General features: G+C 67.3%; 23 protein-coding genes. 14 read left to right on the forward strand and 9 right to left on the reverse strand.

Features of this window, described 5'->3' with window-relative positions; genetic code table 11:
- The first annotated feature begins 1 nt into the window (after window position 1).
- The gene (locus tag AC5Y5V_RS11960; protein ID WP_499934765.1) at window positions 2–865 is read left to right on the forward strand and encodes a hypothetical protein; all 864 of its coding nucleotides are present in this window, start codon (window positions 2–4) and stop codon (window positions 863–865) included.
- A gap of 49 nt (window positions 866–914) precedes the next feature.
- Window positions 915–1,712 (forward strand): SDR family NAD(P)-dependent oxidoreductase, encoded by a 798-nt coding sequence (locus AC5Y5V_RS11965; protein ID WP_499934768.1) that lies wholly within the window; start codon window positions 915–917, stop codon window positions 1,710–1,712.
- Between the two features lie 37 nt (window positions 1,713–1,749).
- Here the strand turns inward: AC5Y5V_RS11965 and AC5Y5V_RS11970 are convergent, their stop codons facing one another.
- Both AC5Y5V_RS11970 and AC5Y5V_RS11975 read right to left on the reverse strand, forming a co-directional pair.
- Window positions 1,750–2,904 carry a MalY/PatB family protein gene (locus AC5Y5V_RS11970; RefSeq protein ID WP_499934899.1) on the reverse strand — a complete coding sequence of 385 codons (1,155 nt, stop codon included), beginning with the start codon at window positions 2,902–2,904 and terminating at the stop codon, window positions 1,750–1,752.
- A gap of 77 nt (window positions 2,905–2,981) precedes the next feature.
- Window positions 2,982–4,076 (reverse strand): NAD(P)H-dependent amine dehydrogenase family protein, encoded by a 1,095-nt coding sequence (locus AC5Y5V_RS11975; RefSeq protein WP_499934771.1) that lies wholly within the window; start codon window positions 4,074–4,076, stop codon window positions 2,982–2,984.
- Window positions 4,077–4,199: 123 nt separating this feature from the next.
- On the opposite strand from AC5Y5V_RS11975, the gene AC5Y5V_RS11980 reads away from it, so the two are divergent.
- The 4 genes from AC5Y5V_RS11980 to AC5Y5V_RS11995 all read left to right on the forward strand — a co-directional run bounded on the left by AC5Y5V_RS11980 (window position 4,200) and on the right by AC5Y5V_RS11995 (window position 8,527).
- Window positions 4,200–5,183 carry an LLM class flavin-dependent oxidoreductase gene (locus AC5Y5V_RS11980; RefSeq protein ID WP_499934776.1) on the forward strand — a complete coding sequence of 328 codons (984 nt, stop codon included), beginning with the start codon at window positions 4,200–4,202 and terminating at the stop codon, window positions 5,181–5,183.
- Between the two features lie 12 nt (window positions 5,184–5,195).
- Entirely contained in the window at window positions 5,196–6,269 is a 1,074-nt protein-coding gene (locus AC5Y5V_RS11985; RefSeq protein ID WP_499934778.1) for an NAD(P)H-dependent amine dehydrogenase family protein, read from the forward strand.
- A 72-nt stretch (window positions 6,270–6,341) separates the two neighbouring features.
- Entirely contained in the window at window positions 6,342–7,343 is a 1,002-nt protein-coding gene (locus AC5Y5V_RS11990; RefSeq protein ID WP_499934783.1) for an LLM class flavin-dependent oxidoreductase, read from the forward strand.
- The gene (locus tag AC5Y5V_RS11995; RefSeq protein WP_499934786.1) at window positions 7,340–8,527 is read left to right on the forward strand and encodes a cytochrome P450; all 1,188 of its coding nucleotides are present in this window, start codon (window positions 7,340–7,342) and stop codon (window positions 8,525–8,527) included. Before AC5Y5V_RS11990 ends, AC5Y5V_RS11995 begins: the two co-directional genes overlap by 4 nt.
- Window positions 8,528–8,533: 6 nt before the next feature.
- Here AC5Y5V_RS11995 and AC5Y5V_RS12000 read toward each other — a convergent pair whose 3' ends face one another.
- Window positions 8,534–9,811 carry a TetR/AcrR family transcriptional regulator gene (locus tag AC5Y5V_RS12000; RefSeq protein WP_499934789.1) on the reverse strand — a complete coding sequence of 426 codons (1,278 nt, stop codon included), beginning with the start codon at window positions 9,809–9,811 and terminating at the stop codon, window positions 8,534–8,536.
- Window positions 9,812–10,018: 207 nt separating this feature from the next.
- Here AC5Y5V_RS12000 and AC5Y5V_RS12005 point away from each other — a divergent pair, with 207 nt between their 5' ends.
- Entirely contained in the window at window positions 10,019–11,131 is a 1,113-nt protein-coding gene (locus AC5Y5V_RS12005; RefSeq protein WP_499934792.1) for an ABC transporter substrate-binding protein, read from the forward strand.
- 24 nt (window positions 11,132–11,155) lie between these two features.
- Here AC5Y5V_RS12005 and AC5Y5V_RS12010 read toward each other — a convergent pair whose 3' ends face one another.
- Complete coding sequence (locus AC5Y5V_RS12010) at window positions 11,156–12,133, reverse strand: alpha/beta fold hydrolase (RefSeq protein ID WP_499934796.1); 978 nt, start codon at window positions 12,131–12,133, stop codon at window positions 11,156–11,158.
- Between the two features lie 117 nt (window positions 12,134–12,250).
- Here AC5Y5V_RS12010 and AC5Y5V_RS12015 point away from each other — a divergent pair, with 117 nt between their 5' ends.
- Window positions 12,251–12,778: a TetR/AcrR family transcriptional regulator C-terminal domain-containing protein gene (locus AC5Y5V_RS12015; protein WP_499934800.1), complete on the forward strand. Its 528-nt coding sequence runs from the start codon at window positions 12,251–12,253 to the stop codon at window positions 12,776–12,778.
- A complete protein-coding gene (locus AC5Y5V_RS12020) occupies window positions 12,775–14,025 on the forward strand; it encodes a cytochrome P450 (RefSeq protein WP_499934803.1) in 1,251 nt (416 codons plus the stop codon). The genes AC5Y5V_RS12015 and AC5Y5V_RS12020 overlap by 4 nt, the downstream gene beginning before the upstream one ends.
- Before the next feature lie 64 nt (window positions 14,026–14,089).
- On the opposite strand, the gene AC5Y5V_RS12025 is transcribed toward AC5Y5V_RS12020, so the two are convergent.
- The gene (locus AC5Y5V_RS12025) at window positions 14,090–15,397 is read right to left on the reverse strand and encodes a M23 family metallopeptidase (protein ID WP_499934806.1); all 1,308 of its coding nucleotides are present in this window, start codon (window positions 15,395–15,397) and stop codon (window positions 14,090–14,092) included.
- A gap of 294 nt (window positions 15,398–15,691) precedes the next feature.
- Here AC5Y5V_RS12025 and AC5Y5V_RS12030 point away from each other — a divergent pair, with 294 nt between their 5' ends.
- From AC5Y5V_RS12030 to AC5Y5V_RS12040, 3 genes are read left to right on the forward strand one after another with little or no spacing between them, the layout of a single operon-like run.
- A complete protein-coding gene (locus AC5Y5V_RS12030) occupies window positions 15,692–16,180 on the forward strand; it encodes a hypothetical protein (RefSeq protein WP_499934808.1) in 489 nt (162 codons plus the stop codon).
- A 35-nt stretch (window positions 16,181–16,215) separates the two neighbouring features.
- On the forward strand, window positions 16,216–16,617 hold the full coding sequence (locus tag AC5Y5V_RS12035; RefSeq protein ID WP_499934810.1) for a hypothetical protein: 402 nt from the start codon (window positions 16,216–16,218) through the stop codon (window positions 16,615–16,617).
- A gap of 17 nt (window positions 16,618–16,634) precedes the next feature.
- Window positions 16,635–17,183 carry a hypothetical protein gene (locus tag AC5Y5V_RS12040; protein ID WP_499934814.1) on the forward strand — a complete coding sequence of 183 codons (549 nt, stop codon included), beginning with the start codon at window positions 16,635–16,637 and terminating at the stop codon, window positions 17,181–17,183.
- Here AC5Y5V_RS12040 and AC5Y5V_RS12045 read toward each other — a convergent pair.
- Window positions 17,167–18,531 carry a DUF1254 domain-containing protein gene (locus AC5Y5V_RS12045; protein WP_499934819.1) on the reverse strand — a complete coding sequence of 455 codons (1,365 nt, stop codon included), beginning with the start codon at window positions 18,529–18,531 and terminating at the stop codon, window positions 17,167–17,169. The two genes, AC5Y5V_RS12040 and AC5Y5V_RS12045, sit on opposite strands and share 17 nt — an antisense overlap.
- A gap of 181 nt (window positions 18,532–18,712) precedes the next feature.
- On the opposite strand from AC5Y5V_RS12045, the gene AC5Y5V_RS12050 reads away from it, so the two are divergent.
- Window positions 18,713–19,705: a phosphorylase family protein gene (locus AC5Y5V_RS12050; protein ID WP_499934823.1), complete on the forward strand. Its 993-nt coding sequence runs from the start codon at window positions 18,713–18,715 to the stop codon at window positions 19,703–19,705.
- Window positions 19,706–19,708: 3 nt separating this feature from the next.
- Window positions 19,709–20,782, forward strand: coding sequence for an NAD(P)H-dependent amine dehydrogenase family protein (locus AC5Y5V_RS12055; RefSeq protein WP_499934825.1), 1,074 nt, complete (start codon window positions 19,709–19,711; stop codon window positions 20,780–20,782).
- Window positions 20,783–20,795: 13 nt separating this feature from the next.
- Here the strand turns inward: AC5Y5V_RS12055 and AC5Y5V_RS12060 are convergent, their stop codons facing one another.
- The 3 genes from AC5Y5V_RS12060 to AC5Y5V_RS12070 all read right to left on the reverse strand — a co-directional run bounded on the left by AC5Y5V_RS12060 (window position 20,796) and on the right by AC5Y5V_RS12070 (window position 24,802).
- Entirely contained in the window at window positions 20,796–21,899 is a 1,104-nt protein-coding gene (locus AC5Y5V_RS12060; RefSeq protein WP_499934827.1) for a glycosyltransferase, read from the reverse strand.
- Between the two features lie 159 nt (window positions 21,900–22,058).
- Window positions 22,059–23,654: a Na+/H+ antiporter gene (locus tag AC5Y5V_RS12065; protein ID WP_499934830.1), complete on the reverse strand. Its 1,596-nt coding sequence runs from the start codon at window positions 23,652–23,654 to the stop codon at window positions 22,059–22,061.
- 44 nt (window positions 23,655–23,698) lie between these two features.
- The gene (locus tag AC5Y5V_RS12070; RefSeq protein ID WP_499934833.1) at window positions 23,699–24,802 is read right to left on the reverse strand and encodes a DUF5685 family protein; all 1,104 of its coding nucleotides are present in this window, start codon (window positions 24,800–24,802) and stop codon (window positions 23,699–23,701) included.
- Between the last annotated feature and the right edge of the window lie 26 nt (window positions 24,803–24,828).

Raw genomic sequence — 24,828 nt, forward strand, 5'->3', positions numbered from 1 at the left:
GATGTCCGAGCGACTGCGCGACATTCGGGAGTTCACAGGGGACACCGACGCATACCGGGCCGAGCTGCACCGCCGCTGGACGGGTCTGCTCAGCTACCGCTACATCGGCCGAAACCACGCGTCGATGAACATCGGCGAGGTCGACGACACCGTCCGCATCCGCCGCGACATGCGCAACGAGGCAGGCGGAATCATGGTGGCCCCGTTGGCGATTGCCTCGCCGGAGGGGTGCCAGACCGACATGGTCGCGGTGCCCAATCCGGTGATCTCGTCGGTGCAGATCCTGGACCCGGCTTTCGACGTCGACACCATCCTCGTGGTGGGGTCGGGCAACGTGCACCAGGGCAGGACGATGGGCTACGGCCGCTGCCTGATCGTCGACGCGGCCGACCCCGACCGCGTGATCGCCTTCATCCAGGGGCAGGGCGCGGTCATCGGAACACCACCGGCGGGTCTGGACAAGATGGACGTCACCGGTACGGAGCTGGTTGTCGAGGATTCCCCGGATCTGCCTCCACTGTGGCGGGCGTTCGGCGCGTCGAGGCGCGACGACGGGCACTGGGTCATGCCCGAGCTCACCCTCGAGGTCGCATCACCTGATGCCGCGCTGCACATCGGTCCGCAGCACGTCCTGATGGAAACGGCCGCGGTGGATCTGGCCGCCGAGCAGGCGGGCACCAGGAAGCTGCAGGTGCAGAGCTGGCACGTGATGTTCATGTCGCGGGGCAAGGTCGGCCCGTTCCGTGTCGACGGGAACGCGTACCGCGGCGCCGACGGGCGTATCGGCGTGCGCATGCTCATCCACGACGAGGGCAACGCCGACCGCCCTATCACCGCCGGTTCGGCCGTGTTCGACGTACTGTAGGCGCTTAGCCGCCGGGCGCTCGCCGGGCATCCGGGCGAAGGAGAGGCACATGCAGCTGCGGGGTAAGAACATCCTGCTCACCGGCGCCACCGGCGGGCTCGGGCGCGCGATCGCCGCCGCGCTGGCCGAGCGCGGTGCGCAGCTGATCCTGAGCTCGCGCAAGCCGCAGGAACTCGACGAGTTGGCGTCCGCGCTGCAGGGCTCCGGCCATCGCACCGTCGTCTCGGATCTCGCCGAACCCGGCGCCGCGACGGCGCTGCTCGCCGAGGCCGGCGAGATCGACGTGCTGGTCTCCAACGCCGCGTTGCCGGCCTCCGGCAAGCTGGACAGCTTCACCCCCGAACAGATCGAGCGGGCCCTGCGGGTGAACCTCGAAGTGCCGGTGCAGATGACGCGTGCGCTGATCCCGGCGTTCACCGAGCGCGGCTCCGGGCACTTCGTCTACCTCTCGTCGATCTCCGGCAAGACCGCCACGGCTCGCGCTTCGCTCTATGCGGCAACGAAATTCGGCATCCGCGGCTTCGCGCTCTGCCTGCGCGACGACCTGCGGCCCGCCGGGGTGGGCGTGTCGGTGGTCAGTCCCGGGGCGATCGGCGGCGCCGGGATGTTTGCCGACTCGGGGGCCAGTGCACCGCCGCTGATCGGCACCGGCACACCCGAACAGGTCGGCGCCGGCGTCGTCGCCGCGATCGAGCGCAACCGCGGCGAGGTGACCGTGGCGCCGCTGCGCCAGCGCGCGCTGGCGAAATTCGCCGCCAATGCTCCGGAGCTGTCCTCGCGCCTCGCGGGCGAGATCGCCGCCAAGGCCGCCGACGAGATCGCCGCAGGCCAGGCCGACAAGCGCTGAGGCGCTGAACCGGAGGGCCGACACTCGGCGAGCGAGGTCAGCGGCCCAGCCGCCGCATCGCGCGACCCATCCGCGTCACGGCCTCGGTGATAATCGCTTGCGAGGTAGCGATGTTCATGCGCACATGCCCCGCTCCGCCGGTGCCGAACGCGTGGCCGGAGGTGAGCAGGACACGGGCATTGTCGAGGAACCAGCGGGCCGGGCCGGACAGGTCGGATACCACGGCGGGGCCGTCGGGGGCCTGCTCGGCGAAGCCCAGCGGCCGGCAATCCAGCCACGCCAGGTAGGTGCCTTGCGGGGCGCGATAACCCACGCCGGGCAGGTGCTCGGCAACCAACTCGCCCAACAAGGTCCGGTTCGCGTCCAGGCCGCGCAGCAGTGCATCCAGCCAGTCGCCCCCGGTGCGGAACGCTTCGGCGTGCGCGATGACGCCCAGATGGCTCGGACCGTGGCTGACCTCCTCGGGCATTCGCCCGAGGTCCGCGGCCGACTCCGGGCCCGCGACGGCCAGCGCCGCCTTCAGCCCGCACAGGTTCCACGCCTTGGAGGCCGAAAGCAGGGCCAGCCCGTTCTCGGCCCCGGGGACGCTCAGATAGGGCGTGAAACGCGCGCCCGCCAGTACGAGCGGGGCGTGTATCTCGTCGGACACCACGCGGACACCGAATCGGCGGGCACGTTCGGCGACGCCGCGCAATTCCTCGGCGGTGTGCACCGCCCCCGTCGGATTGTGCGGATTGCACAGCAGGTAAGCCACTTTCGCGTTCGGGCCACCCGCACGTCGGGCGCGCGCGAACGTGTCTTCCAGGGTCGCCAGGTCGATCCGGCCGTCGTCACCCAGCGGCGCCTCCACCACCCGTCGGCCGTCATGCGAGACGAACGCGTAAAACGGCGGGTACACGGGCGAATTCACGACCACCGTGTCACCGCGGTCGGTGACCAGTCGCAGCATCTCGACGGCACCGAGCATCACGTCGGGCACGACCGCCGTGCGGCCGATCTCCACGTCGTGCCATTGCCAACGCTGCGAAGCGAATTCACGCACGGCCGCCGCGTACGCCTTGCCGTAGGGATAGCCGGTGTCGCCGAGGTCGACGGCCCGATGGATCGCCTCAGCCACCGTCGGCGCGAGCCTGACGTCCATTTCGGCGACCCACAGCGGCAGGACATCCGCGGGTCGCGCGCGCCACTTCATGCTGCTGCGCGCGCGCAGTTGCTCGACCGTCAGTTCCTCGAGAGGATTGGGCGCCACGGGACTCACGAACGCCAAGGTTAGCCGCCGACGAACGCGCCCTTGGGGATCGTCAGGGGCAGATCCACCGAGCTGAGCAGGCCGGGTTCGGCGGCGACGACGTACGGCACGGCGTTGACGACGCGCATCGCGGTGGCGACCATCGCGCCGGCCCCCGAGGTCATGCCCCCGATCCCCGCGCGGGCGGGGTCGCGCAGCGTGGCAGCCAAGGTGCAGTCGATGTCGGGGTCGCCGCTGATCACGACGCGGTAGGACAGGTCCCCGATTCCGGTGGGCCACTCGGGTGCGACGTCATGCGCGAGCCTGGTGACGTGCTCGATGACGATGGCTTCCCGCCCGTCGACCACCCCGATCGCGCGCATCCGCAACGCGCCGCACGTCCCGGCCTCAACAGTGCCCATCGCGACCTCAAGCGTCCGGTTCGTGACGGCGCGGTCGAACTCCTCCCGCACCTCCTGCAGCTCGACCCCGAGGGCGTCCGCCACCAACTGGATCTGTCCCTGCCACTCGCCGGCGATGGCGCCCGGATAGCTGATCCAGGGCTGGTAGTCGAGCGGCCGGCCGAAGCCCAACGCGTCGCTCATGATGTCGGGAACGCCGTAATCGTCGTACAACCCGATCTCGAAGGCGTGAATCCTTTCGATGGACGACGACTGCGTGGACAGCACCAACGGCAGGTAGTCGGCGGCAAAGCCCGGTTCGATTCCCGACGCGTACAGCGACACCTGGCCCTGCTTGGCCGCGGCGGCCAGCTGGTCGCGCCATTCGGCGGGCTGGTAGACATGCGGGTTGACCAGGCGGGTGGTGCTGGTCGTGACCACGTTGATGCCCGCTTCGAGTAGCTTGACGTAGTCCGGAATGGCCAGCGCGTCGCGTTCGGGGCCGCTGGCGGCGTAGATCACGCAGTCGGGTTGCAACGCGATGAGCGCGTCGGCGTCGTTGGTGGCGGTCAGGCCCATCGGCTCGCCGTTGGCGAGTTCCCCGGCGTCCCTGCCGGCCTTGTCGTCGGAGTGCACCCACACTCCGACCAGTTCCAGTTCGGGACGGCGTCGGATCGTGGTGATGGCGATCGACCCGATGCCCCCGGTTGCCCACACCACCACGCGATAGGTCATCTTGCGCTCTCCTCGGGTGACGGCTGGTACCGAATGTTTGATCCGGAAGCTAACAGCCGCCCACCGACGGGTCAAGCACGGCCGCGTCAATGCTGAACAAACGTTAGGTTATTCTGCGTGGGTATGTTCACGATCAGGTTCGACATGCGTGCGCCCGACTGGGCGGGGCCGGCCGCGGATCTCTACGCTGCGGCCATCGAGATGTGCGCATGGACCGAGACGCGCGGCGCTGTGCTCGCAATCCTGTCGGAGCACCACGGCACCGACGACGGCCATCTGCCCGCACCGCTGATGCTGGCGTCGGCGATCGCGGCCAGGACCCGAAGTTTGGCGATACTGCTTGCCGCAGTGCCGATTCCGTTGTGGGATCCCGTCCGGCTCGTCGAAGAGATGAACGTTCTGGACCTCATCAGCAGGGGCCGGGTGTCGTATGTGTTCGGTGTCGGGCACCGCGGCGAGGAGTACCGCCACTTCGGTATCGACACGGCCACCCGGGGCAGGGCCGCCGACGAGATCCTGGCGGTGCTCGGCCCGCTGCTGCGCGGCGAGACCGTCGAATACCGGGGCCGTCCGGTCCGCGTCACCCCGGCGTGCGCGACGGCCGGTGGGCCGCTGATCATGATCGCCGGCGGTAGCAAGGCCGCGGCACGGCGTGCCGGCACCTTCGGTCTGGGGTTCATCTCCCAGACCGACCGGCCCGGCCTCAAGGAGTATTACGAGGCGCAGTGCCACGCACACGGACATCCGCCGGGTGTGGTCCAGTTCCCCGTGGCAGGTGCTCCGACAACGGTTTTCGTCGCCGAAGACGAGCGGACCCTTGACGAGGCGTGGGACGAGTTGGGCCCACATCTGCTGCACGACGCGATGATGGCGGCGTCCTACCGGCCCCACGACGATTCGGTTGCCAGCATCACCCGGGCGGACAGCGTGGCCGCGCTGCGCGCCGAGAACGGCCCGTACCGCGTCCTGACCACCGACGAGGCGGCCGAATTCGTCCGTGGCGGCAGGCCGTTGCCGCTGCACCCACTCTGCGGCGGGCTCGCGCCCGAGCGCGCGTGGCCGTACCTGGAACGTGCCGCGGCCGCCGCGGACCGGGCTCACCAGTAAGGAGTGCCGATCGTGCCGAAGCCGTTGCGTACCGTCGTCTGGTCCACCGGAGGAGTGGGGTCGATCGCGATCGATGCCATCGGTCGTCGGCCGGATCTGGAACTCGTTGGCGTCTGGGTGCATTCCCCCGACAAGGTCGGCAGGGACGCCGGCGAGTTGGTGGGCGCGGCACCGACGGGTGTGACGGCCACCAACGACGCCGACGCGCTGATCGATCTGGCGCCCGACTGCGTCGTGTATGCCGCCAGCGGTCCTGACCGCGACGGCGCCGCGGTGCCCGACTACCTGCGGTTGTTGCAGGCCGGGATCAACGTCGTGTCGACGACGTCGACGAGCCTGATCTATCCGCCTGCGTACTTCGCCCCGGACTGGCGCGATCAGCTCGAGGCGGCCGCACGGGCCGGCGGTGCGTCCTTCTACGGCTCCGGCATCTTCCCGGGCTTCGCCTCCGACCAGCTCGCGCTGCTCATGACGACCCAGTCCAAGCGCATCCGCCGCATCACGGCCAGCGAGATCGCGCTCAACGATCACTACCCGGTGGCCGACGTGATGATGGACGGGTTGGGTTTCGGCCGCCCGCTGGACTTCGAACCCATGATGAAGACCCCGGGCTTCATCGAGATGGCTTGGAAGGCACCGATATACCTGATCGCGAGCGGTCTGGGTGTGGAGGTCGACGAGTTGCGGAGCACCTTCGACCGGGAGCAGACGGATCGGGACATCGACGTGGCGTTCGGCACCGTCGCGGCCGGCACCTGCGGCGCGGTGCGCACCCGGGCCGCCGGGGTGGTCGACGGCCGCGAGGCGATCGTCATCGAGCACGTGATCCGGATGGCCCGCGATGTCGCACCGGGCTGGCCGACTTCGGACTGCGACGCGACCTATCGGGTCGACATCGAGGGTGACCCCGACATCCACTGCGTGATGACGCTCGGCGAGGCGGAGGGCCACGGCGCCGGACACGCCGCCATGGCATCCACGGCGATGCGGGTGGTCAACGCGATTCCCTATGTCGTCGACGCGGCACCGGGCCTGCTCAGCTCGCTGGATATCCCGACGACCCTGCCGCGGCATGTATTTGGCTGATCGTTGACGCACGTCTTGGAGTCGACGTAGCGTACGTGAGACAAATATTAGGTTGTCTAGGGAGCTGGCTGCGTGTTCACCTTGCGCTTCGACATGCGAGCCCCGGCGTCTGGAGCGCCCCCGGCCGCGCTGTACGCGGCGGCGCCCGAGATGTGTGCGTGGGCCGAGGACCACGGCGCGCTCGCCGCCGTGCTGTGCGAACACCACGGGTCAGAGGACGGGTACCTGCCCGCGCCGCTGCTGCTGGCCTCGGCGATCGCGTCGCGCACGCAGCGCCTGGCACTGAGCCTGATCCTGATCCTGCCGTTCTACGACCCCGTGCGCCTCGCCGAGGACATCGCGGTGTTGGACATCCTTAGCTGCGGGCGGGCGTCGTACATCATGGCCCTGGGGTATCGGCCCGAGGAGTACGAGATGTTCGGCCTGGACCTCGGCGATCGCGGGCGACTCGCCGACGAGAAGCTCGGCCTGCTGCGACAACTGCTCGCCGAGGAGGCGGTCGTGCGGGAGGGGCGACGGATCACGGTGACACCGCGCCCGCAGAGCCCCGGCGGTCCGGGAATGATGTGGGGCGGTGGGAGCCTGGCGGCGGCCCGACGGGCCGGCAAGTACGGACTGGGCATGCTGGCCAACGCCAACATCCCGGGCATGCAGGAGGCCTACGAGGCGTCCTGCCGCAAGCACGGATTTCAGCCGGGCGTGGCCTTCTTTCCCGACCGCAACACCCCGTCGGTCACCTTCGTCGCCGACGATGTGGACCAGGCATGGGCGGAACTGGGGCGGTATCTGCTGCACGACGCGCAGACCTATGCCGCGTGGAACCCCGGCAACGAGACGTCGGCGGGATTCTCGCACGTGACATCGGTCGACGAGCTGCGCGAGGCGGCGGCGTCGCACGTGATCATCTCGACGGCGGAAGCCGTTTCGCGCGTTCGCGCCGGCAAGATGCTGACCCTGTCGCCGCTGTGCGGCGGGCTGCCGCCGGAAATCGCGTGGCCCTATCTCAAACGCGTGGGTGAGGTCGTGCTGCCCGAGGCGGCCCAAAGGTTGTCCGACGTGGGGAGAGAGCGATGACGACAACCGAACTCTATTACGATCCCTTCGATTTCGACATCGATGACGATCCGTACCCGATCTGGAAGCGGTTGCGCGACGAAGCCCCGCTGTACCGCAACGACAAGTACAACTTCTGGGCGTTGAGCCGTTATCAGGACGTCTCGCACGAGCTGACCAATTGGGACACGTACCGGTCCGGTCGCGGCACCACGATGGACATCATCATGAGCGGCATCGAACTACCGCCGGGCGTAATCCTTTTCGAAGACCCGCCCATCCACGACGTGCACCGCAAGGTTCTCTCGCGGGTTTTCACGCCGCGCCGGATGGAAGCGATCGAACCGCTGACGCGGGCGTTCTGCGAGCGGGCACTGGACCCGCTCGTGGGCTCCGGCCGGTTCGACTTCATCGAGAACATCGGCGCGATGGTCCCGATGCGCACGATCGGCTACCTGCTGGGCATCCCGGAAGCGAACCAGGAAGAGATCCGCGACCGCGGCGGCCGCCAGCTCACGCTCAGCGAGGGCACATTCCGGCCCGTCCCGAAGGACTTTCTGGAGCACAGCCACGAGATGTTCGCGGAGTACATCGACTGGCGGGTCGACCACCCTTCCGAGGACCTGATGACCCAGCTGCTGAATGCCGAGGTCGAGGACGACGGCGGGACGCGGCGGCTGACGCGGACCGAGGTGCTGCTCTACACCAGCATGGTCGCCGGCGCAGGAAACGAGACCACCACGCGGCTGATCGGTTTCATGGGTCAACTGCTGGCCGAGCATCCCGACCAGCGCCGCGAAATCGTCGCGAATCCGGCGCTGATACCCCTGGCGATCGAGGAGGTGTTGCGGTACGAGGCGCCGTCGCCGGTGCAGGCCCGTTACGTCGCCCGCGACATCGAGTGCCACGGCACGACGGTCGCTGAGGGTTCGATCATGTTGTTGCTCAACGGATCAGCCAACCGCGATGAACGCAGGTTCCCCGACGCCGACACCTTCGACATCCATCGCGGCGCCGGTCATCTCAGTTTCGGGCACGGGCTGCACTTCTGTCTCGGCTCGGCGCTGGCGCGGATGCAGGCGCGGGTCGTGTTGGAGGAGGTCATCAAACGGTGGCCGGATTGGGAAGTCGACTATGCCAACGCCACCAAGGCCCACACGTCGAGCGTGCGGGGTTGGTCGAAGTTACCGGTCTTCACGGACTAGCGCTAGCTAGCGCGCAACGACCCCGCGCAGCATGGTGTCGCGGACGTGCAACTGTGCCACCCGGGTGCCCACCCGCGCCAGGATGCTCGACGGAATCCACTTGAGCATGATGACGCAGCGCGCGAGCGTCTCCGGTGTCGCGTCGTATGCGTTGATCTCACCAGACTGAATCCCTGCTGCGAGCAGCGATTTGATCTGGCGCAGCCGCGCCGCGAATTGCACGCTCGGGTTGGGCGTATCGGGCGGAATCTGTCGCATCCAGGCGAGCTGAATCCGGAACTCGTCGCCGAACCGATCCAGCGCGTTGGTGTCGACCCAGCTCAGCGCGTCCAACTTCGCGATGGGTGCTGCCTCACAACGCAGTACGCGCTTGGAAGCCGCGTCGACCTTCTCGTTGAACGCACTCATGATCGAGGCGAGCAGCGCGTGCTTGGAGCCGATGAGTCGGAACAGGGTGCCGGGGCCGATGCCGGCGGCCGTCGCGATGTCCCGGACGGAGGTGCCTTCGTAGCCCCTGCGGCCGAACTCGGCGCGCGCCACCGCGCGGATGCGGGCCAGCCGATCCTCCCCGTCCTCCCGGTCGCCGTCGCCGTCATCGCGCCACGCCCGGATCGCCTCGTCGGCGGCGAGGAACGCTGCCGAATGATCCAGCTCGTCGTCGGTGGGATGGCCGGTGCCCAAGCCTTCCAGCATGATTCGGCACAACAAGGGGGCTAGCCGGTTGGTGGGCACCTTGGGCCGCGCCACATCGAGACCGACCTGCAGCATGGTGTGGCAGATCCGTTCCGCCAGCACGCGCAGGTCGGTATCGGCGTTGAGGTACCCGCTCCACCGCGCCGCGCGCAGGTTCTGATACATCGCTTCCAGGATCGCCGCCGGGCTGCGTTGCGACCAATGGACGAGTTCGGCGTTGGCGCTGGGGGCCTCATACAACGAAATCTGGATGGCCGCGCGATGCGTGACCGCGCAGCGCGCGACCGCGGTGGCGAGGTCGGAGATTCGCGTGAATGCCGACCGTGGGTCGGGATCATCGAGGGTGTCCAGGCTGTGTTCGGCGATGCGGTCCAACTCGGCGTGATAGCGCCGCAGCAGCTCGACGAGCAGCGCTTCCTTGGAGTCGAAATGGTGGTACAGGCTGCCCGTTTTAATGCCTGCGGCAGCGGCGATCTCGTGCATCGACGTCCGCAGGCCCGACGTGGCGATCAGTGCGGCCGCGATCTCGAGCACCTCCACGCGTCGAGTGCCTTCGTCGACGGCGCGCGCGGCGTGCAGTTTCGTCGTCACCGCTCTCCCGCCATGGGACCGATTGTTTGGTTAACGCTAGCAGAAAGCGCTATCCGGTTGGTGCGCGTCAGCCCCGTCGTATTGACGTGCCCCGTTGCCCTCCCTATGGTCTGAACAAACGTTAGGTTGCGGAGGCTGACGCCGGCAGCCGCTTGCAGCTCGCCGCCGCACCCGCACGTGGTGCGGGCCTGAACTCAGGGAGATCCCTTGTCGTACGAAAGCACCGCCCAGCCGATCAAGATCGGGTACCTGATGGACTTCGTGCTGCCCGAGTTCTTTCCGAAGAGTTACTTCGAAGACCTCACGCAGCCGTTCGACCTCGTGTTCAGGCAAGCCCTTGAGCGGGGGTTGATAGACCGGCCGATCGAGATCGTCTACCGCGAGGCGGAGGGTCTGCCCAAGGGATCGGTGAAGGCGGTCATCGATGCGTACGGCGAACTGTGCGACGAGGGGTGCCTGGCAGTCTTCGGCCCCAACATCGGCGACAACGTGATTCCGGCGCGTGAAGCGATCGAGGAGCGTTTCCGAGTTCCCTGCATCAGCGTAACGGGATCCGATGTCGCGCTGGGTGAATGGGTTTTCGCGTTTCCGATGGGCTCGCACACCGACGAGCCCATCTTCTGGGCGGACCTACTGGCCAAGGGCGGGCACACGGACGTCGGTGTGCTGGTCGAGCAGTCGCTGGTGGGGGAGACCTACCTGAAGAATCTGCGGGAGGCGGCCAAGCGGAAGGGAATTCGGATCGTCGCCGACGTCTCGATCCCGCAGACGGCGCAAGACGTGACGGCGGCGGTGCGGACGCTCCACGAGGCCAGGGCGCAGGCTCTGGTGCACTGCGGGTTCGGCTTCGGGATCGTGTTCATCAATCCCGCGCTGCAGGAGCTGGGCTGGGACCCGCCGCGGTTCTGCGGCACCGCGTTCCAGAACGCGTGGCTCAACCCGGTGATGTGGAACGCCTTCCTGGGCTGGGTCGGGGTGGACCAGTACGACGAGCACAACGCCGTCGGCCAGAGCTTTCTGGACGAGTACAACGAGGCGTACGGGCGGCGACCGGAATGGTGTGTGCCGGTGGTCAATCGGGACGTCGCCTGCACCTTGCTGCGGGCGCTGTCCGACGCGCATCCGTTGAGCCCCCGGGGTGTGAAGGAGGCGCTGGAGCGGGTGAAGATGATGCCGGCCGCGTCCGGGGCCCCGGGCACGCGGGTGTCGTTCGGCAATTGGACCCGTCGCGCGTGGATGGGAGCGGGTTATCTGGTGGCCCGTCGGCTCGACGCCGACGGCGTCAATTCGCATCTCGTCGACCGGTTCGGCGAAGAGTAGTCGCGTGTGGGGTGCTTGTGCGCCCTAAGTCTGGTCGACCAGTAGCGCGCCGCCGGGCTGATTGCCGAGCGTTTGCAGCGGGAGGTCCTCACCCTGGGCCGTGAGGCGAACGATCTGAGCCAGCTGGCCGGGGGCGTCGCACTGCAGATAGTGGTCGGCGGTCGGCACGATCCAGTAGCGGTTGCGGCCGGGCTTGTCCTTCAGGTAGGTCTGCCATACGTAGTTCGGGACCCGCAGCGGTGAGACGTTGTCGTGCAACCCCCACACCACGGTGAGGTTCACCGAGAGCTTGGAAAGAGCTTCGAGCCAACTTGTTTCGTCGGCGGCACGTTCGTTCAGATACTGAATGACGTCGGGCAGCACGCGGGTTCCGTCGGCGTGGGCAAAGCATTTGGCCAGCGCGGCGATCTCCGGATCGTCCAGTGTGCGGCGCGGCATGAAGGTAGTCATGCCCAGGCCTGCGGCCAGCGCCTCCGGCGTCGTCGCCGCCGCGGTGCCCCGTGCCGTCGCGGGATTAAGCAGCGCGGTCTGGAACACCGTGAGGTTGGCCAGCGGAAGGTAGATGTTGGCGTTCGTCATGATGACGTCGACGGGCGCTGTCTCCATCGCATGCAACATGCCCAGCGCGATCATGCCGACGCTGCTGCCCCGGTCATGGGTGAGCATCCGGTACCCGCTCAGTTGCCACACCTCGGTGATCGCGTGCACGAGCAGACGCGCGTCGTCGTACAGGGAGTAGACGTACGGTTCCGGCGGCTTGTCGGAGAGACCGTGGCCCGGAAAGTCCAGCGTGTAGATGTCGAATTCGGAACTGAGCTCACGCGCCAGGGCGTGGTAGTCGATGCTGGACGTCGGGAAGCCGTGCACGAGCACCAGGGCCGGCGCTCCCGGTGTGCCGCACCGGCGGCTGAACACGGTCAGTTCCCGCCCCTCGTTGGCCGCGGTCGTCGACCGCCACCGCAGCTCGGTGCCGCCGGTTTGCCACTCCGTGAAGATGTCCAAGCCGCCAGCATAACCGTCGCCATCCCGGGCGGACCGCCGGCAGGCCGCGCCGTCAGTGCGACGGTGCTAGATTCGAACAATGCTCGAATCATTTCGAACGGCGTTAGAATCGTCGCTATGACCACCGCAACACGCCGGGCCTACGGCGCACTCGACCGCGACGAGGTGGTGCAGTCCTTGCACACCTTGGCCCGCCGCGTCGGCGTGCAGCGGGTGACGATGCGCGAACTCGCCGCCGAGCTCGGCGCCGCGGTGCCGTCTGTGTACTACCACGTCCCGGGCAAACAGGCCGCGCTGGACTTGCTTGCCGAGTCGGTGTTGGCTGAGATTCCCACACCCGCCGATGGGCCGTGGGACACCCGGCTTGTCGAGCTCTACTGCGCCGCCCGCGACGTCATCCTGCGCGTTCCCGGCCTCGCGAGCATCCTGCAGACCAGTGGCGGCGGCGAGCATTCGCGTCGTCTGGACCGGCTCAGTCGCGCACTGCTGTCCGAGGCCGGCCTCGGGAAAGCCGCTGTGGCCGCGGCACACTCGGTGCTGTATACCTATCTGCTTGGCTCGGTGAGCCTGGAGGAATCCCGCGGCAGGCGGCAGCGGTTCCGCGTCGGACTCGACGTGATCATCGCGGGGGTCAAAGCGTCATGACCACCCCGAAGCTGCACTCCCTGGTCGTCGAGAACCAGGACAGTCCCGCCGACCGCGACGCCGCGGCGGTGCTTGACCCGGACACCTTTGTCATCGGTGCGCCGTTCGACGCGTTGGCCCGGCTGCGCGTCGATTCGCCCGTGCACCGGGTGCAATTGCGGGGTCTGCCCCGCGCGTGGCTGCTGACCAAGTATGCCGACGTGCGACTGGTCAGCCGCGACACCGACACTTTCACCAGCAGCAAGGGCAACACGCTGGTCGAGGTCGAGGCCGGACCGACCTCGGCGATGCTGCCGGGCATCGATCCGCCGCGCCACGTCCACTACCGCAAGCTGATCAACCAGGGCTTCACGGTCCGCAATGTGGCGCGCCTGGAACCGAAGATGCGCAAGGTCGCCCGCGACATCGTCGCCAACATCACCGCCAAGGGCGAATTCGACGCCGTGACAGAGATTTCCGCGGAAATGTCGTTGCAGGTCATCGCCGACGTCCTCGGCGTGCCCGCAGAGGACCGCATGGAGGTCTTCCGCTGGAGCAACGCCATCGGGACCCTGGGCATCGAGGACCCGGACTACGCTCCCACGCCCGAAGCGCTCGGGCAGGCCGCAGCCGAAATGTTCACCTACTGCAACGAACTCGTCGAGCACCGCCGCAAACACGGTCTCACCGAAGACATCCTGTCGGCCCTGCTGGCCGCCGAGGTCGACGGGGAAAAGCTCAACCGCGATCAGCTCAACGAGTTCTTCCTGCTGCTCGCGATCGCCGGCAACGAGACCACCCGAAACACCCTGAGCCACGGCATCCTGGCGCTGTCGCAGCATTCCGAACAGCAGGCCCTGCTGGCCCGTGACCCCGAGGCGGTGAAGCCCGCCGTGGAGGAACTGCTGCGCTGGGCCACGCCGGTGATGCACTTCCGGCGCACCGTAACGCGCGACGTCGAGATCCGCGGCCAGCGGATCCCCGCCGACGACTGGGTGCTGATCCACTATCTGTCCGCCAACCGCGACGAAGACGTGTTCGACCGGCCCGACGAGTTCGACGTCACCCGAACGGATTCCGGGCACGCCGCGTTCGGGGGCGGGGGAGTGCACTTTTGCCTCGGCGCTCAACTGGCCCGGCTCGAGCTGCGGGTCATGCTCGAAGAGCTGTACGCCAACGTGCCCCGGCTGACGGTGACAGGCCCACCCGACCGCCTGCGCTCGTCGTTTTTCCATGGCATCAAACGGCTTCCGTGCAGCGCGGGTTAGCAGCCGCATGAGGCAGACCCTCAGCCTGCGCGCCGAGAGCGAAACTGTCGCGGGAAGCGGAAGGTTAGTTCTGCGCGAAGTTCACGATAGCGTTGAGCAGCGGCAGCTGGCCGGTCCGCGGCTGCGACGTCGGAAGCCGGTCCGGCCCGAAGAACGTTCCGCTGAGGTAATTGTCGGCTTCCCAGATTGATGCGTTGCCGACCTGGCCCTGGTAGCCGAAGTTGTCCAGCACGTAGGGAACGGCGTCGGCGTAGAGGATCGACGGCCCGTTCATCACCTGGAAGTGCAGGTGTGGGGCGTTGGCGTTGCCGGTGTTGCCAAGCTTCGCGATCTGCTGGCCCTTGGTCACCTTGTCGCCGGGTTTCACCAGCAGTGAGCCCTTGATGAAGTGCGCGTACATGACATAGAGGCCGCCGCCGATGTCCATGATGATGTGATTGCCGTCGATGTTCTCGACCGTTAACTTCTTGGCCAGCACGGGATCCGACGCCGGCAGGATGCCGGGCGCGTTGGCCTCCATGTCGTCCAGCGTGGCGGTGACGGTACCGTCGGCCACGGCGTAGACCGGGGACCCGTAAGCGGCGTAGCTCTCGTTTCTTTCCTTATCGCCAGTGTAGAAATTGCCCTGATCGTTGGTGCGGATCCAATCGATGGCGAACCGCTGGCTGTTGTTGAGTTTCATGTTGGCGGGGAGAATTGCGTCACGGTGCGCCCAGCCGGGATCGCAGCAGCCGTTGAGCGCCACCCAGTTTGCGCCTCGAAGCGGCGGGCTGAGCACCCGCGGGGTGCCCGCGGAGATGTTGAACGGGGCGCCCAGGGTGTCGATCGGTTGGGGAGCCGTGGTCCCCGGGTTGGTCGCCCCTGTGCCGTGCAGGCGCAGCATCACCGCTTTGGGGAATTTCGCCACTGCGTCGAAAGCGAAGTCGAGCAACAGCGAGCGCGATGCCAGCGGGGCGATGTTGATGTCGGGGGCAGGCGCGGCAGGCAGCAGGCGTAGCCGGTTGCAGTCACCGTAGTTACAGCCGGGCTGCACCAGTTGATTGCCGGAGAACGAGACGAGCACCTTGGCCGGATCGCGGGCGTCGACGACGTCGACGGAGCTGAGGGTGGCGGGGGCAGCGGTGGCGTTGGTCACCTGCACGTCGAAGGCCAAGTGGTAGTTGCCGTCGCTGCCGGGGAACGGAAACGTCGACTGGCTGATCGGTTGCACGGTCAGCGGGGTGAACGCGTCGGGCACCGTCACTCCGGCGAACGGGTCCCCGCCCGGCGTCGGCGGTGTCGTCGGTGTCGGCGGTGTCGTCGACGTGCATGCGGCGACCGCGACCGCCACTGTGAGAGCGGCGGCCCATCTCTTCCCGAGTTGCTTGGTCATCTTCGAGAGGCTACTGCCCCCGGGTATTGGAATGACGGAACTTTGGGTACACAGCAAATCATTCAGCCGTTGGGGGGTTTGCAATGAAGGACGGTCATGAGTAACCCAAATCCGATAGATCCTCAGGGCGCGGCTCTCCCGCCGCCGCCAGGCCCACAGTGGTCCGCTCCTGCACCACCGGCGTCCGCTGCCACTTACGACCCCGCAAGGCGGCCGGGCGCCGTCACGACGGCAGCGGTTCTTGCATTCATCGCGGCCGTTCTGCAGATCTTGGCGGGACTCCTCATGTTGGTCATGGCCGTGTCCGGGAGGGCCGCATTATTCGGTCCCCCGGGTCTGGCATGGGGTTACGCTGCGGCGGATTTCGCCCTTGCCACGTTCATGGTGTGGGGTGGGGTCGCTGCTCTGCGCGGCAAAACCAACACGATCCTCACTTACACCGCGCTGGCATTGGCGGCCATCCAAGTCGTCCAGACAGTGTTGACGGTGATCAAACATTACGGCTCGCCTGTCTTTACGATCCTCGGTCTGCTCCTGGCCCTGCTTGTGGCTGGAAGCCTGACGAGCAGACGGAGTAGGGAGTTTTTCACCGCGCGGGGCGGCACCGCCGCGCAGCCCAGGACCGTGCTCATCACCGGCGCGGTGCTCGCCGTCGTCGCCGGCGCCGTCGCCACACTCGTAGTGGTCAACAGCAAGCCTTACCGGCCGGCTCAACGAATTTACCGGCAAACGCATTACGTGCCGCGGCCTTATCATCCACCGACTTACCATCCGCCGCGCTGAGTAGCGCGCCGTGACAGGCGCCTACGATGCTCGTCATGATCAACACGCGGCTCGTCGGCGTTGGCCAATACGAAATCAGCACCGATGAACCCGACCTGATCAACGCGCGCTTCAGCACGTCTGGTTCGGCGGAGGGAACGATCGGCTCCGGACGCGCCAGGGGAGACACGTCCGACGGCTTTCCCGGGGACTACCGCGTCCAATACTGGGACGCCGCAGGCTTGTTGACCGGCGACCTGGACCTGCACATCGAACGGGTCGCGGACGCGTACCGGCTGACCTGGCGACACCGCAAGGAGAATGTCCGGCTTCCGGCGGCGATCGGCGAAGTCGTATTCGAAGGCATCGGCTTTGCGACCAGCGATACGGTCCTGAGCATCGCGTACTGGATGTCGGCGAAGGTGTCTGCGGCGTACGAGGCGAGGCCGCCGCGTTGAGGCGCACCCTCTTGGTCTTGTTCGCCGTTGTCGCCCTGAGCGTTGCGGGATGCGCGGGCGGCACGAGCCATGCGCGCCTGTGGGGTGCTTTCACCGAACGCGGCCTCACCAATATCCCCATGAAACCCGGCCTCAATGCTCGTGTCTTCAACGACTACACGCTGGACGCGCACGACTACATCAAGTACGACAAGTCGACCGGCCACTTCACTTTGCAACCCGGCAGCTATCGCATCGACGGATGGTCGCTGACCACCTTCGGGTTCAAGCTGACAGCCGGGCAGCAGGCCGCGGCGTACTCCGCGCCCGGCTACGCCTTCCTGTGGAACCTCGACAAGAACGACATGGAAATCCTTGCTTCCGCCCAGGACCCGCTGTATTCAATGCCGAGCATCATCAACGGCATCCTGAAGGTGGAGCGGACGACGAAGTACTACTTCGGCCATCAGAACGGCGACAAGGTCGACGGGATCAGCCTGCAGCTCTTCGATCCCGACATCAAGAAGCCCGACGGGACGCCGTCGACCAATCATGCGTTCGCGCAGTTGGTCATCGAGCGGCTCTGACCACCTCGAAATCCCCGGGGCGCCAAGTGCCGTCGAATGCGGCCTGCTGAGGGCCGTAGATGCGGAAGTAGACAAACCAACCCTTGCCGGGAAGGGTCTGGATCCAACGGTTTTCGTGCCCGGCCGGGGGAGTCGGGCCGAAAAACAGCGTGGTGTCATCGCCCTTGAGGCCGGTGAGCTCGAACAGCGAACGCAGGGCAGCTTTGTTCTGCGCGGTCTGGATTTGGGACCGGGTGCCGATGTCGTAGACGGTGACCGACCAGAACAGCTTGCCGGGCACGGGAAGTGGAACCGTCAGTTGGTAGTGCCGACCGCCGTCGAGGCCCCCTCCGTTGGCGTCGCGCAGCCCGAGCCAGTACAGCGAGCCGGCGCGGGTGTCGCGGCGAAACATCGCCGGCGAGGCGCCGATGGCCTGATAGAACCATTTCTCCCGGGCACCTAGATCGACGTGCGTGGCGGTGTTGAAATCGCCGTCCTCGTGGCGCAGGGCAGCCCATTCCCATTGCCGGTCGTCCCACACGCGGCGTTCGGAGCTGCGATCGGCGAAGGACTGCACCCGCATCTGCGCGCTGCCGGCCTGCGCGGCCGATTCGAGGAGGTTGCTCATTCGGTCATCAGGCTCGAACGGCTTGCCCTTCTCGATGCCGAGGGCCGCGAGTTCGCCATAGTGGGTGTGGTATCCGGGGAACGCGGGCTCTGCGTCAATGGTTTCGTGCAGCACCCGCCAGAAATCGAGGTTGGCCTCCCATTGCAGCGGTGTGGTGTCTTGGAACTGTCCGGTCAGGTCCAGCCATCGCGGTTCGGACCACTCGGTGGCAGGGTCCAGGGGATACACCTTGACGGTTGTGATGCGTTGCTTGGCCCCCGCAACGTCGCCGCCGACCGGCAAAGACCGGACACCGACGATCTGACGGTTGCTGCTCGCTCGGTGCGCGTAGTACTCGTCGCCGGGAACTGCGCCGCCGTAGTCGGGACCGAGCAGCACGTGTTTACCACCGTTGCCGGCGTCCGGTCCGGGCAGACCCATGTCGGCGACCCAGCGCTGGTTGATGTCCATCGACACCACGATGAGCGGACCGGGTTGCAGTTCGACGACCAGCGGGCCGACGCTCAGATCGAGCAGCAGTGGTCCGTACGGGGTGTCGGAGTTACCCGTGTAGACCAGTTGCTCGGGTCCGCAGTCCAGGATGCCGAAAACTTTATTGGGTACCAGCCCGGCGGCTTGGTTGCCTTTGATTATCGCGGCCCCGGAGACGGTGGGATAGAAGAACTTGTATGCGGTGACGGCACGCGTCAGGTCGGCGTCGTCGTAGTACTGCTCTGCTGTGGGAGTCCCGGCGTGCGTCACGATCCTTGACCTACCTGTCCTGCATAACGACACGAAATCGCTAGAAAAAATTAATGATAACGAACATTCACCTGCGACCCACGGGCGCGAAAAATCTATGCGAGCCCCGACGTCACCTATCGAACTTGGCAGCCATGACCGACAACAGAGCAGGGGGACCGTGCCCAGGCCTTGCTCAAGCGTGTCCCGCGGCGCCCTTGCCGTGGTGCTCGCCGTGTTGGGCGCCGGGGTGGCGGCCGCCGAGCCCGCGGATGTGCCGGCCGTGACATTGGCATGCGAGCAGCGCACGCTGGTGCTGTCCGCCTTTCCGGCGGAGGCCGACGCGGTGCTGTCGCACACGACGCTCGACCCAAACCCGGTGGTGGTCGCCGACAATCGGCACTTCTACCTCGGCACGATGAGCGGCAAGAAGGTGATCGTGGCGATGACCGGCATCGGCCTGGTGAACGCCACTCAGACCGCCGAGGCCGCGTTCGCCCGCTTCACCTGTGCGTCGTCGGTGGCCGTTGGGGCGGTGGTGTTTTCGGGTGTCGCGGGCGGCGGCACGAACCTCAAGATCGCCGACGTGGCCATACCGGCGCGGTGGACCCTGGACAAGGGAACGACCTTTCATCCGGTCGATCCCGGCATGCTGGCGGCCGCCCAGACGTTGTCCGTCGCACTGGAAAGCACCAACACGCTTGGTAATCCCACCTGTCTGTGCAAGAACGCCCCGATCGTCAGGCTGAACAACCTGGGGCGGATGCCGCGGGTGGTGGTCGGCGGCGACGGCGCCAGCTCCGACAACAACAACGGCCAGGCGTTCCCGTGCATCCCCAACGGCGGCGACGTTTTCGGCTGCCAACCCTGCAGCGCGCCGGATCGCTCACTGTTCTATACCGGCAACTTCTTTCAGGCGGCCGGGCCCTTTCTGAAGAATGCTCTGATCAGCAATCTGAACATCGCAACCCAAGACCCGGCCTACGACGCGATGGACAACGAGACGGCGGCGGCGCAGGCGGTCGCCGAGGCGCACGGCACTCCTTTCCTTGGTATCCGCGGCATTTCGGACGGGCAGGGCGATCCGCTGCACCTGCCGCCCTTTCCGGTCTCCTTCTTCTACTACAAGCAGATCGCGGCGAACAACGCCGCGCGGGCGACCGCCGCCTTCATGCAGAGTTGGGCAGGTATCTGAATCATGCAGTCGGACAGTGCGTATCGGGTGGCCCACGTCGGCACGGGCAACACCGGAAAGATCGCGCTTGCGCAGGTGCTGCGCTCACCGCACCTGACATTGGTGGGCCAGCTGGTGCACAGCCGTGAGAAGGCGGGCCGGGACTGCGGCGACCTGGCCGGCGAACCTGCCGTCGGCGTCGTCGCCACCGATAGTGTGGCGGACTTCTTGGCGCTCGACGCCGATTGCGTGACCTACTTTGCGGCGGTCTCCGGGCGTGCCGGCGACGAAGTCGTCGATGAGTTGTGCCGTATCCTCCTCAGCGGCAAGAACGTTGTCACACCCTCGTATCCGGCGCTGTTCCATCCGCCTTCGCTTGGTGGCCCCGTGCGAGAGAAATTGGAGAAGGCCTGCCGGCAGGGCCGTAGTTCGTTGTTCGCGACCGGCATTGCGCCCGGCTTCGCCAGTGACGTTCTGGCCGTGCACGCGGCGAGCATGAGTTCGCTTCCGACGAAAGTGACGATCCAGGAGCGCATTCCCTGCGGAGCGTATCGGTTGGTGGGCTTCTTCGGGATGATGGGTTTCGGGCGTACAGCGGAAGAAGACGTTGCCATGTATCCACCGGGAGCGATGATCGGCCACCTCGCTCCGGCGTTGCGGCTGCTGGCCGAGGGACTGGGATGGTCTCTCGACGAGATCCGCGAGCACCGCGACATCGCGCTAGCGCAACGGCATTACAAGTTCGAGGCCGGCGAGATCCCGCCCGGCACGATCGCCGCCGTGCGGATGCGGTTCGACGGCATCGTCGGCGGGGAGCCGCGGCTGCAGTTTTCGGCGATCTGGTCGATGCCCGACGAGCCGGTGGAGGACTGGGAGCCGGGCATCGCGGCGGGCAGCGCGACGCGTCGGCTGACGCGAATCACGGTCGACGGGGATCCTCCACTGCAGGTCGACTTCGCGCTCAACGGAGGGGAACTACCCGGCTCGGCCGCCACCGCCGCGCGCGTGGTGAATGCGATCCCGGCAGTTTGTGCCGCGGACCCGGGCATTCTCAGCGGGCTGGAGCTGCTGGTTCCCGCACGCGGGGCGTCCGCATAGGTGCGCCGGACTTCTAGTCGCGCAAGGTCGCCAGCATGCCGTCGGCCGACCGGCGCCAGGTGAACGTCTCCGCGCGCCGTCTCGCGCAGCTGCGACGCTGATGCTCTGGCCTGCCGATGATTTCGCGTACCGCACGGGCGATGGCTGTCGGGTCGTTGTCGGCAGACGCGCCGCTGTCGGCGGTGACGATCTCGGTCAGCGCCGACGTGCGCGACACCACCGCCGGTGTTCCGCACGCCAACGATTCCAGCGCCGCCAGGCCGAACGTCTCGTGCGGCCCGGGTGCCAGGGTGACGTCGGCCGACGCCAGCAGGCCCGCGACGGTGTGCCGGTTGGCGACGAAGCCGGTGAAATCGACTGGGAGGTTGGACGCTTGGCGTTGCAGCCTGGGCCGCAGCGGACCCTCGCCGACGACGACCAGTCGCGCAGCCACGCCCGCGTCGCACAGGGCCGCGAGGGCGTCGATGCTGCGGTCGACGCGCTTTTCCATCGACAGCCGGCCGCAGTGCACGAGCAGGATTTGTGCCGGGGTGACCCATCTTTGTCGCACCCGGGTCGAGTGGCGGCGGGGGTGGAAGGTTTGCAGGTCCACGCCGAGCGGGACGGTGGCGACGTTCGTCGCGCCGATGCGGTCGAACTCTTCGCGCGCGAAACCCGTCGTACACACGACGGTGTCGTAGTTGGCGGCCGTGCGCGCGTTGGCGAAGTCGGCGAGGGCGCGCGCGGTTCTATGCGGAAGCACCTGCCCGACAAGGCGATCCAGGCGCTCATGGGAGATCATCACCGTGGTGACGCCGCGCTCGCGGCCCCACGGGCCCAGTGACCTCAGGGTGAGCCGGTCGGAGACCTCCAGCGCGTCGGGTCGCAGCGCGTCAAGCAGCTCCTTCACCGGCCCCGGTAGCACCGCCCGGTAACCGCCGGTGCACGGAATCAGGCGGGCGGGCAGCGTTATTCGCACGACACCGGTGGGCAGCAGGGTGCGCGCGGGGTGCGGGCCGGGGACGATCAGGAACACCTCGTGGCCCGCGGCGCGGTATTCCGCACCCAACCGGTCCACCGCGGTGCGAAGGCCCCCGGAGCGGGGGCCGTAGAAGTTGGCGACCTGAACGACACGCATACCGTGAGGACAATCGGTCCTCGTGTGCAGTCAACGATGTAAAGCCGACCTGCCCCTGAATAGTGCGTGAATTCCGCTGAATTGGGGCGGTATGCCGCCGACCCCATCCGTCGCGGCGGAGAGCGCATGCGTACCTGCGAAAGCCCCACAGAGCACGACCTATTCGTCGTCCCCAGTTTCGAGCAGCTGCACTTCCTCCAGATCCATCTCGGCCTGTAACTCGCGCAGCACGATGTCGTCGATCAGGTTCTGGTTGCGCATCGCGGTGAGGGCGTGGCGCTGCTGATCGAGAACGCCGAGGCGGATCCGCCGGACCTTTTCCCGCTTGAGGAGCAGATCGCTCGGCTCCGTGTCATCCGCTCCGCTTTCGGCCACCACCGCGGCGCGTTGCTCGTATTCCTTTTGCAGCCGACTCAACAGTTCCGGACTGACGTTGAGTTCGCCGGCGATGTCGGGCAGGGTTGCCAGCGCCGTCTCGGCGCTGCGTTGGCGAGCCATCTGCAGTTCTTGGACGTGCGCGTCGTCGTCGGGCATCCGGGCCCAGCGCACGACCAGCGGCAGCGTGCTGCCCTGGACCAGCACGGTCACGAGGATTACGACGGTGACCACGAAGATGATCAGGCTTCGGTCCGGGAACGGTGTGCCGCGCAGCGTCGTCAACGGGACCGCGAGCGCGGCTGCAAGTGACACCGCACCGCGGAATCCCGCCCACGAGGTGACCATGCGCTGACGCCAGTCGACCCGACGTGCGCGCTGCACCTCGCGCCGGTCGAACATGCGAAAGAGCGCCGTGGTGGCCTCAACCCACAGGACCCGGGACACGACGACCACCCCGGTGACCGCGAGCGCGATATACAGGGCATGGCGCAGCCCGCCCTGGGCGTCGGTGATGTGCGCGACCGCACCCGGAATCTGGACCCCGACGAACACCCATAGGGATCCGTTGAGCAGGAATGTGGCGATGTTCCAGAACGCGAACGCCTGCAGGCGCGAACGGGCCCGGATCACCTTCGGCCCGAAGTAGGTGAGCATCAGTCCGGACACCAGCACCGCGACCACCCCGCTGGAGTGCACCGATTCGGCGAGCAGGAATGCCGCGAACGGTGTCCACAAGCTCAGCGCTCCCTCTTCGAGCGGTGCGTCGAGTCTGCGGCGCAACAGCGTCACCGCGGCGCCGACCAGCAACCCGGCGGCGATGCCGCCGAGATAGGACCCGACGAAGCGCCCGACGAGTTCGAGTGGGCCGAGTTCGGCGCCGCCGACGGCGACGTGGACGGTCACGGCGAACAGCACCAGCGCGGTGCCGTCGTTGATGAGGCTCTCGCCGCGCAGCACCGTGAGCGCCCGGCGCGGCATCTTTTTCGCCAGACCTGCGACCGCGGCCGCGTCGGTAGGGGAGAGCACGGCGCCGAGGACGGCCGCAGCATGCGATTCCATGCCGAGCGCGCGTGCCGTCAGGGCGACCGCGAACGCCGTGGCGATCACGAGGCCCACGCTGAGAAAGATGATGACGCGCTGGTTGGTGCGCATCTCGCGGAGGCTCGTGTTCATGCTCTCCCAGTAGAGGATCGCCGGCAGGAACAGCAGAAGCACGATCTCGCCGTTGAATTCGACATCGCCGAACGCCGGAATCAGGCCCAGCAGAGAGCCCAGCAGGATGAGCAGGACTGGCGGGCCCACCCGGTAACGGCGGCCAAAGATCGTTCCCAGGATGACGGTAGCGACGAGCGCAACGATGAGGACGAGGCCAAACACCCGCCCATCCTGTCATTAGGGTGCGCTGGCCGCGCGATGGCGCTTTAGTTGCAGTCGCAGGAGCAGCAATCGCCACAGTCGCAGCAATCGCTGTCGCAGCAGCAGTCACAGTCGCCGCAATCGCAATCGGTGCAGCAGTCGCAGCGGTCGCAGCACCCGCGCTTCTTGGGGACGCCTTCGCCGGGCGCGATACCGTCCTCGCCGAAGCCCTGGGCGCCGTAGGGGCCGTAGGGCTGGTTGCCGAAGTTGATGCCATCCTGCTGGCCGTGCGGAGTCCCGTCGCGCATGGTGTAACCGGCGGCGCTGAAGGTGTGCGATACCGACCGGCGAAGTTCGCGGGTCAGCAACTTGCGGGGCAGTCGGCCGTCGGTGAATTCCACGTCGGCCAGCGCCAGCTTGATGCCCAGCACCGCGTCGTCACACAGCGCACGGACCTCGGAGAACGGAGTCTCGGTGGCGGCCAACGGATTCCACTTGCCGCGCGCCACATCGTCGCGGTAGTCCTCGACCGCGTCCAGCAGATGCGCCACCCGTCCGAACAGCTGCCCGACCTCGCGCAGCGGCGCCTCGTTTTCCGGGTGGCCGGCCAGCACGGCGGTGTGCGCGAAGGCGGCGGCGACGGCGGTCTCGGTGGGCTCGGTCACCGCCAGCAGCGAGCTGCCGGGACCCGCCGTCGCCTCGAGTTCGGTTTGGCGGTCCATCGCGGCGACCAGCACACCGGTGTCGAATCCCAGGCTGTGGCCGGCCTCGGTGCCCTGACGCACCCAGCGCTCGGCGACCCGGCGCGCGGCCGGTCGCACTCCGACCGCGCCGACCACGCCGTCGCGGTCGTCGACGTGGTCGCGCACCTTTGCTGCTGCCAGCGCCAGCGACACCACGGCGGCCAACCGCACGCACTCGCCCGTGGCGACGTCCGCGCGGCGCATTCCGCGCAGCGGGCACGGCCCGGCGGTCCGTCGCGACGGCGCGCTCTGCGACTGCGCCTCGACGAGCACCGAGACGATCAACCCGTCGTAGTTGGTGGCAACCCGCGCGGCCTGGCCGTAGTCGTCGCGCAGGGCGAGGCACAGTCCACACAGTTGGGCTCTCCAGGCGGCCGCGAGTTCGCCGCCGAGCCGATGACGGCAGGGCCGAATGATGCCAAACACGAATTGAAGCTACCCGACGGTTTGCC

This window comes from Mycobacterium sp. NGS68, from assembly GCF_059812195.1.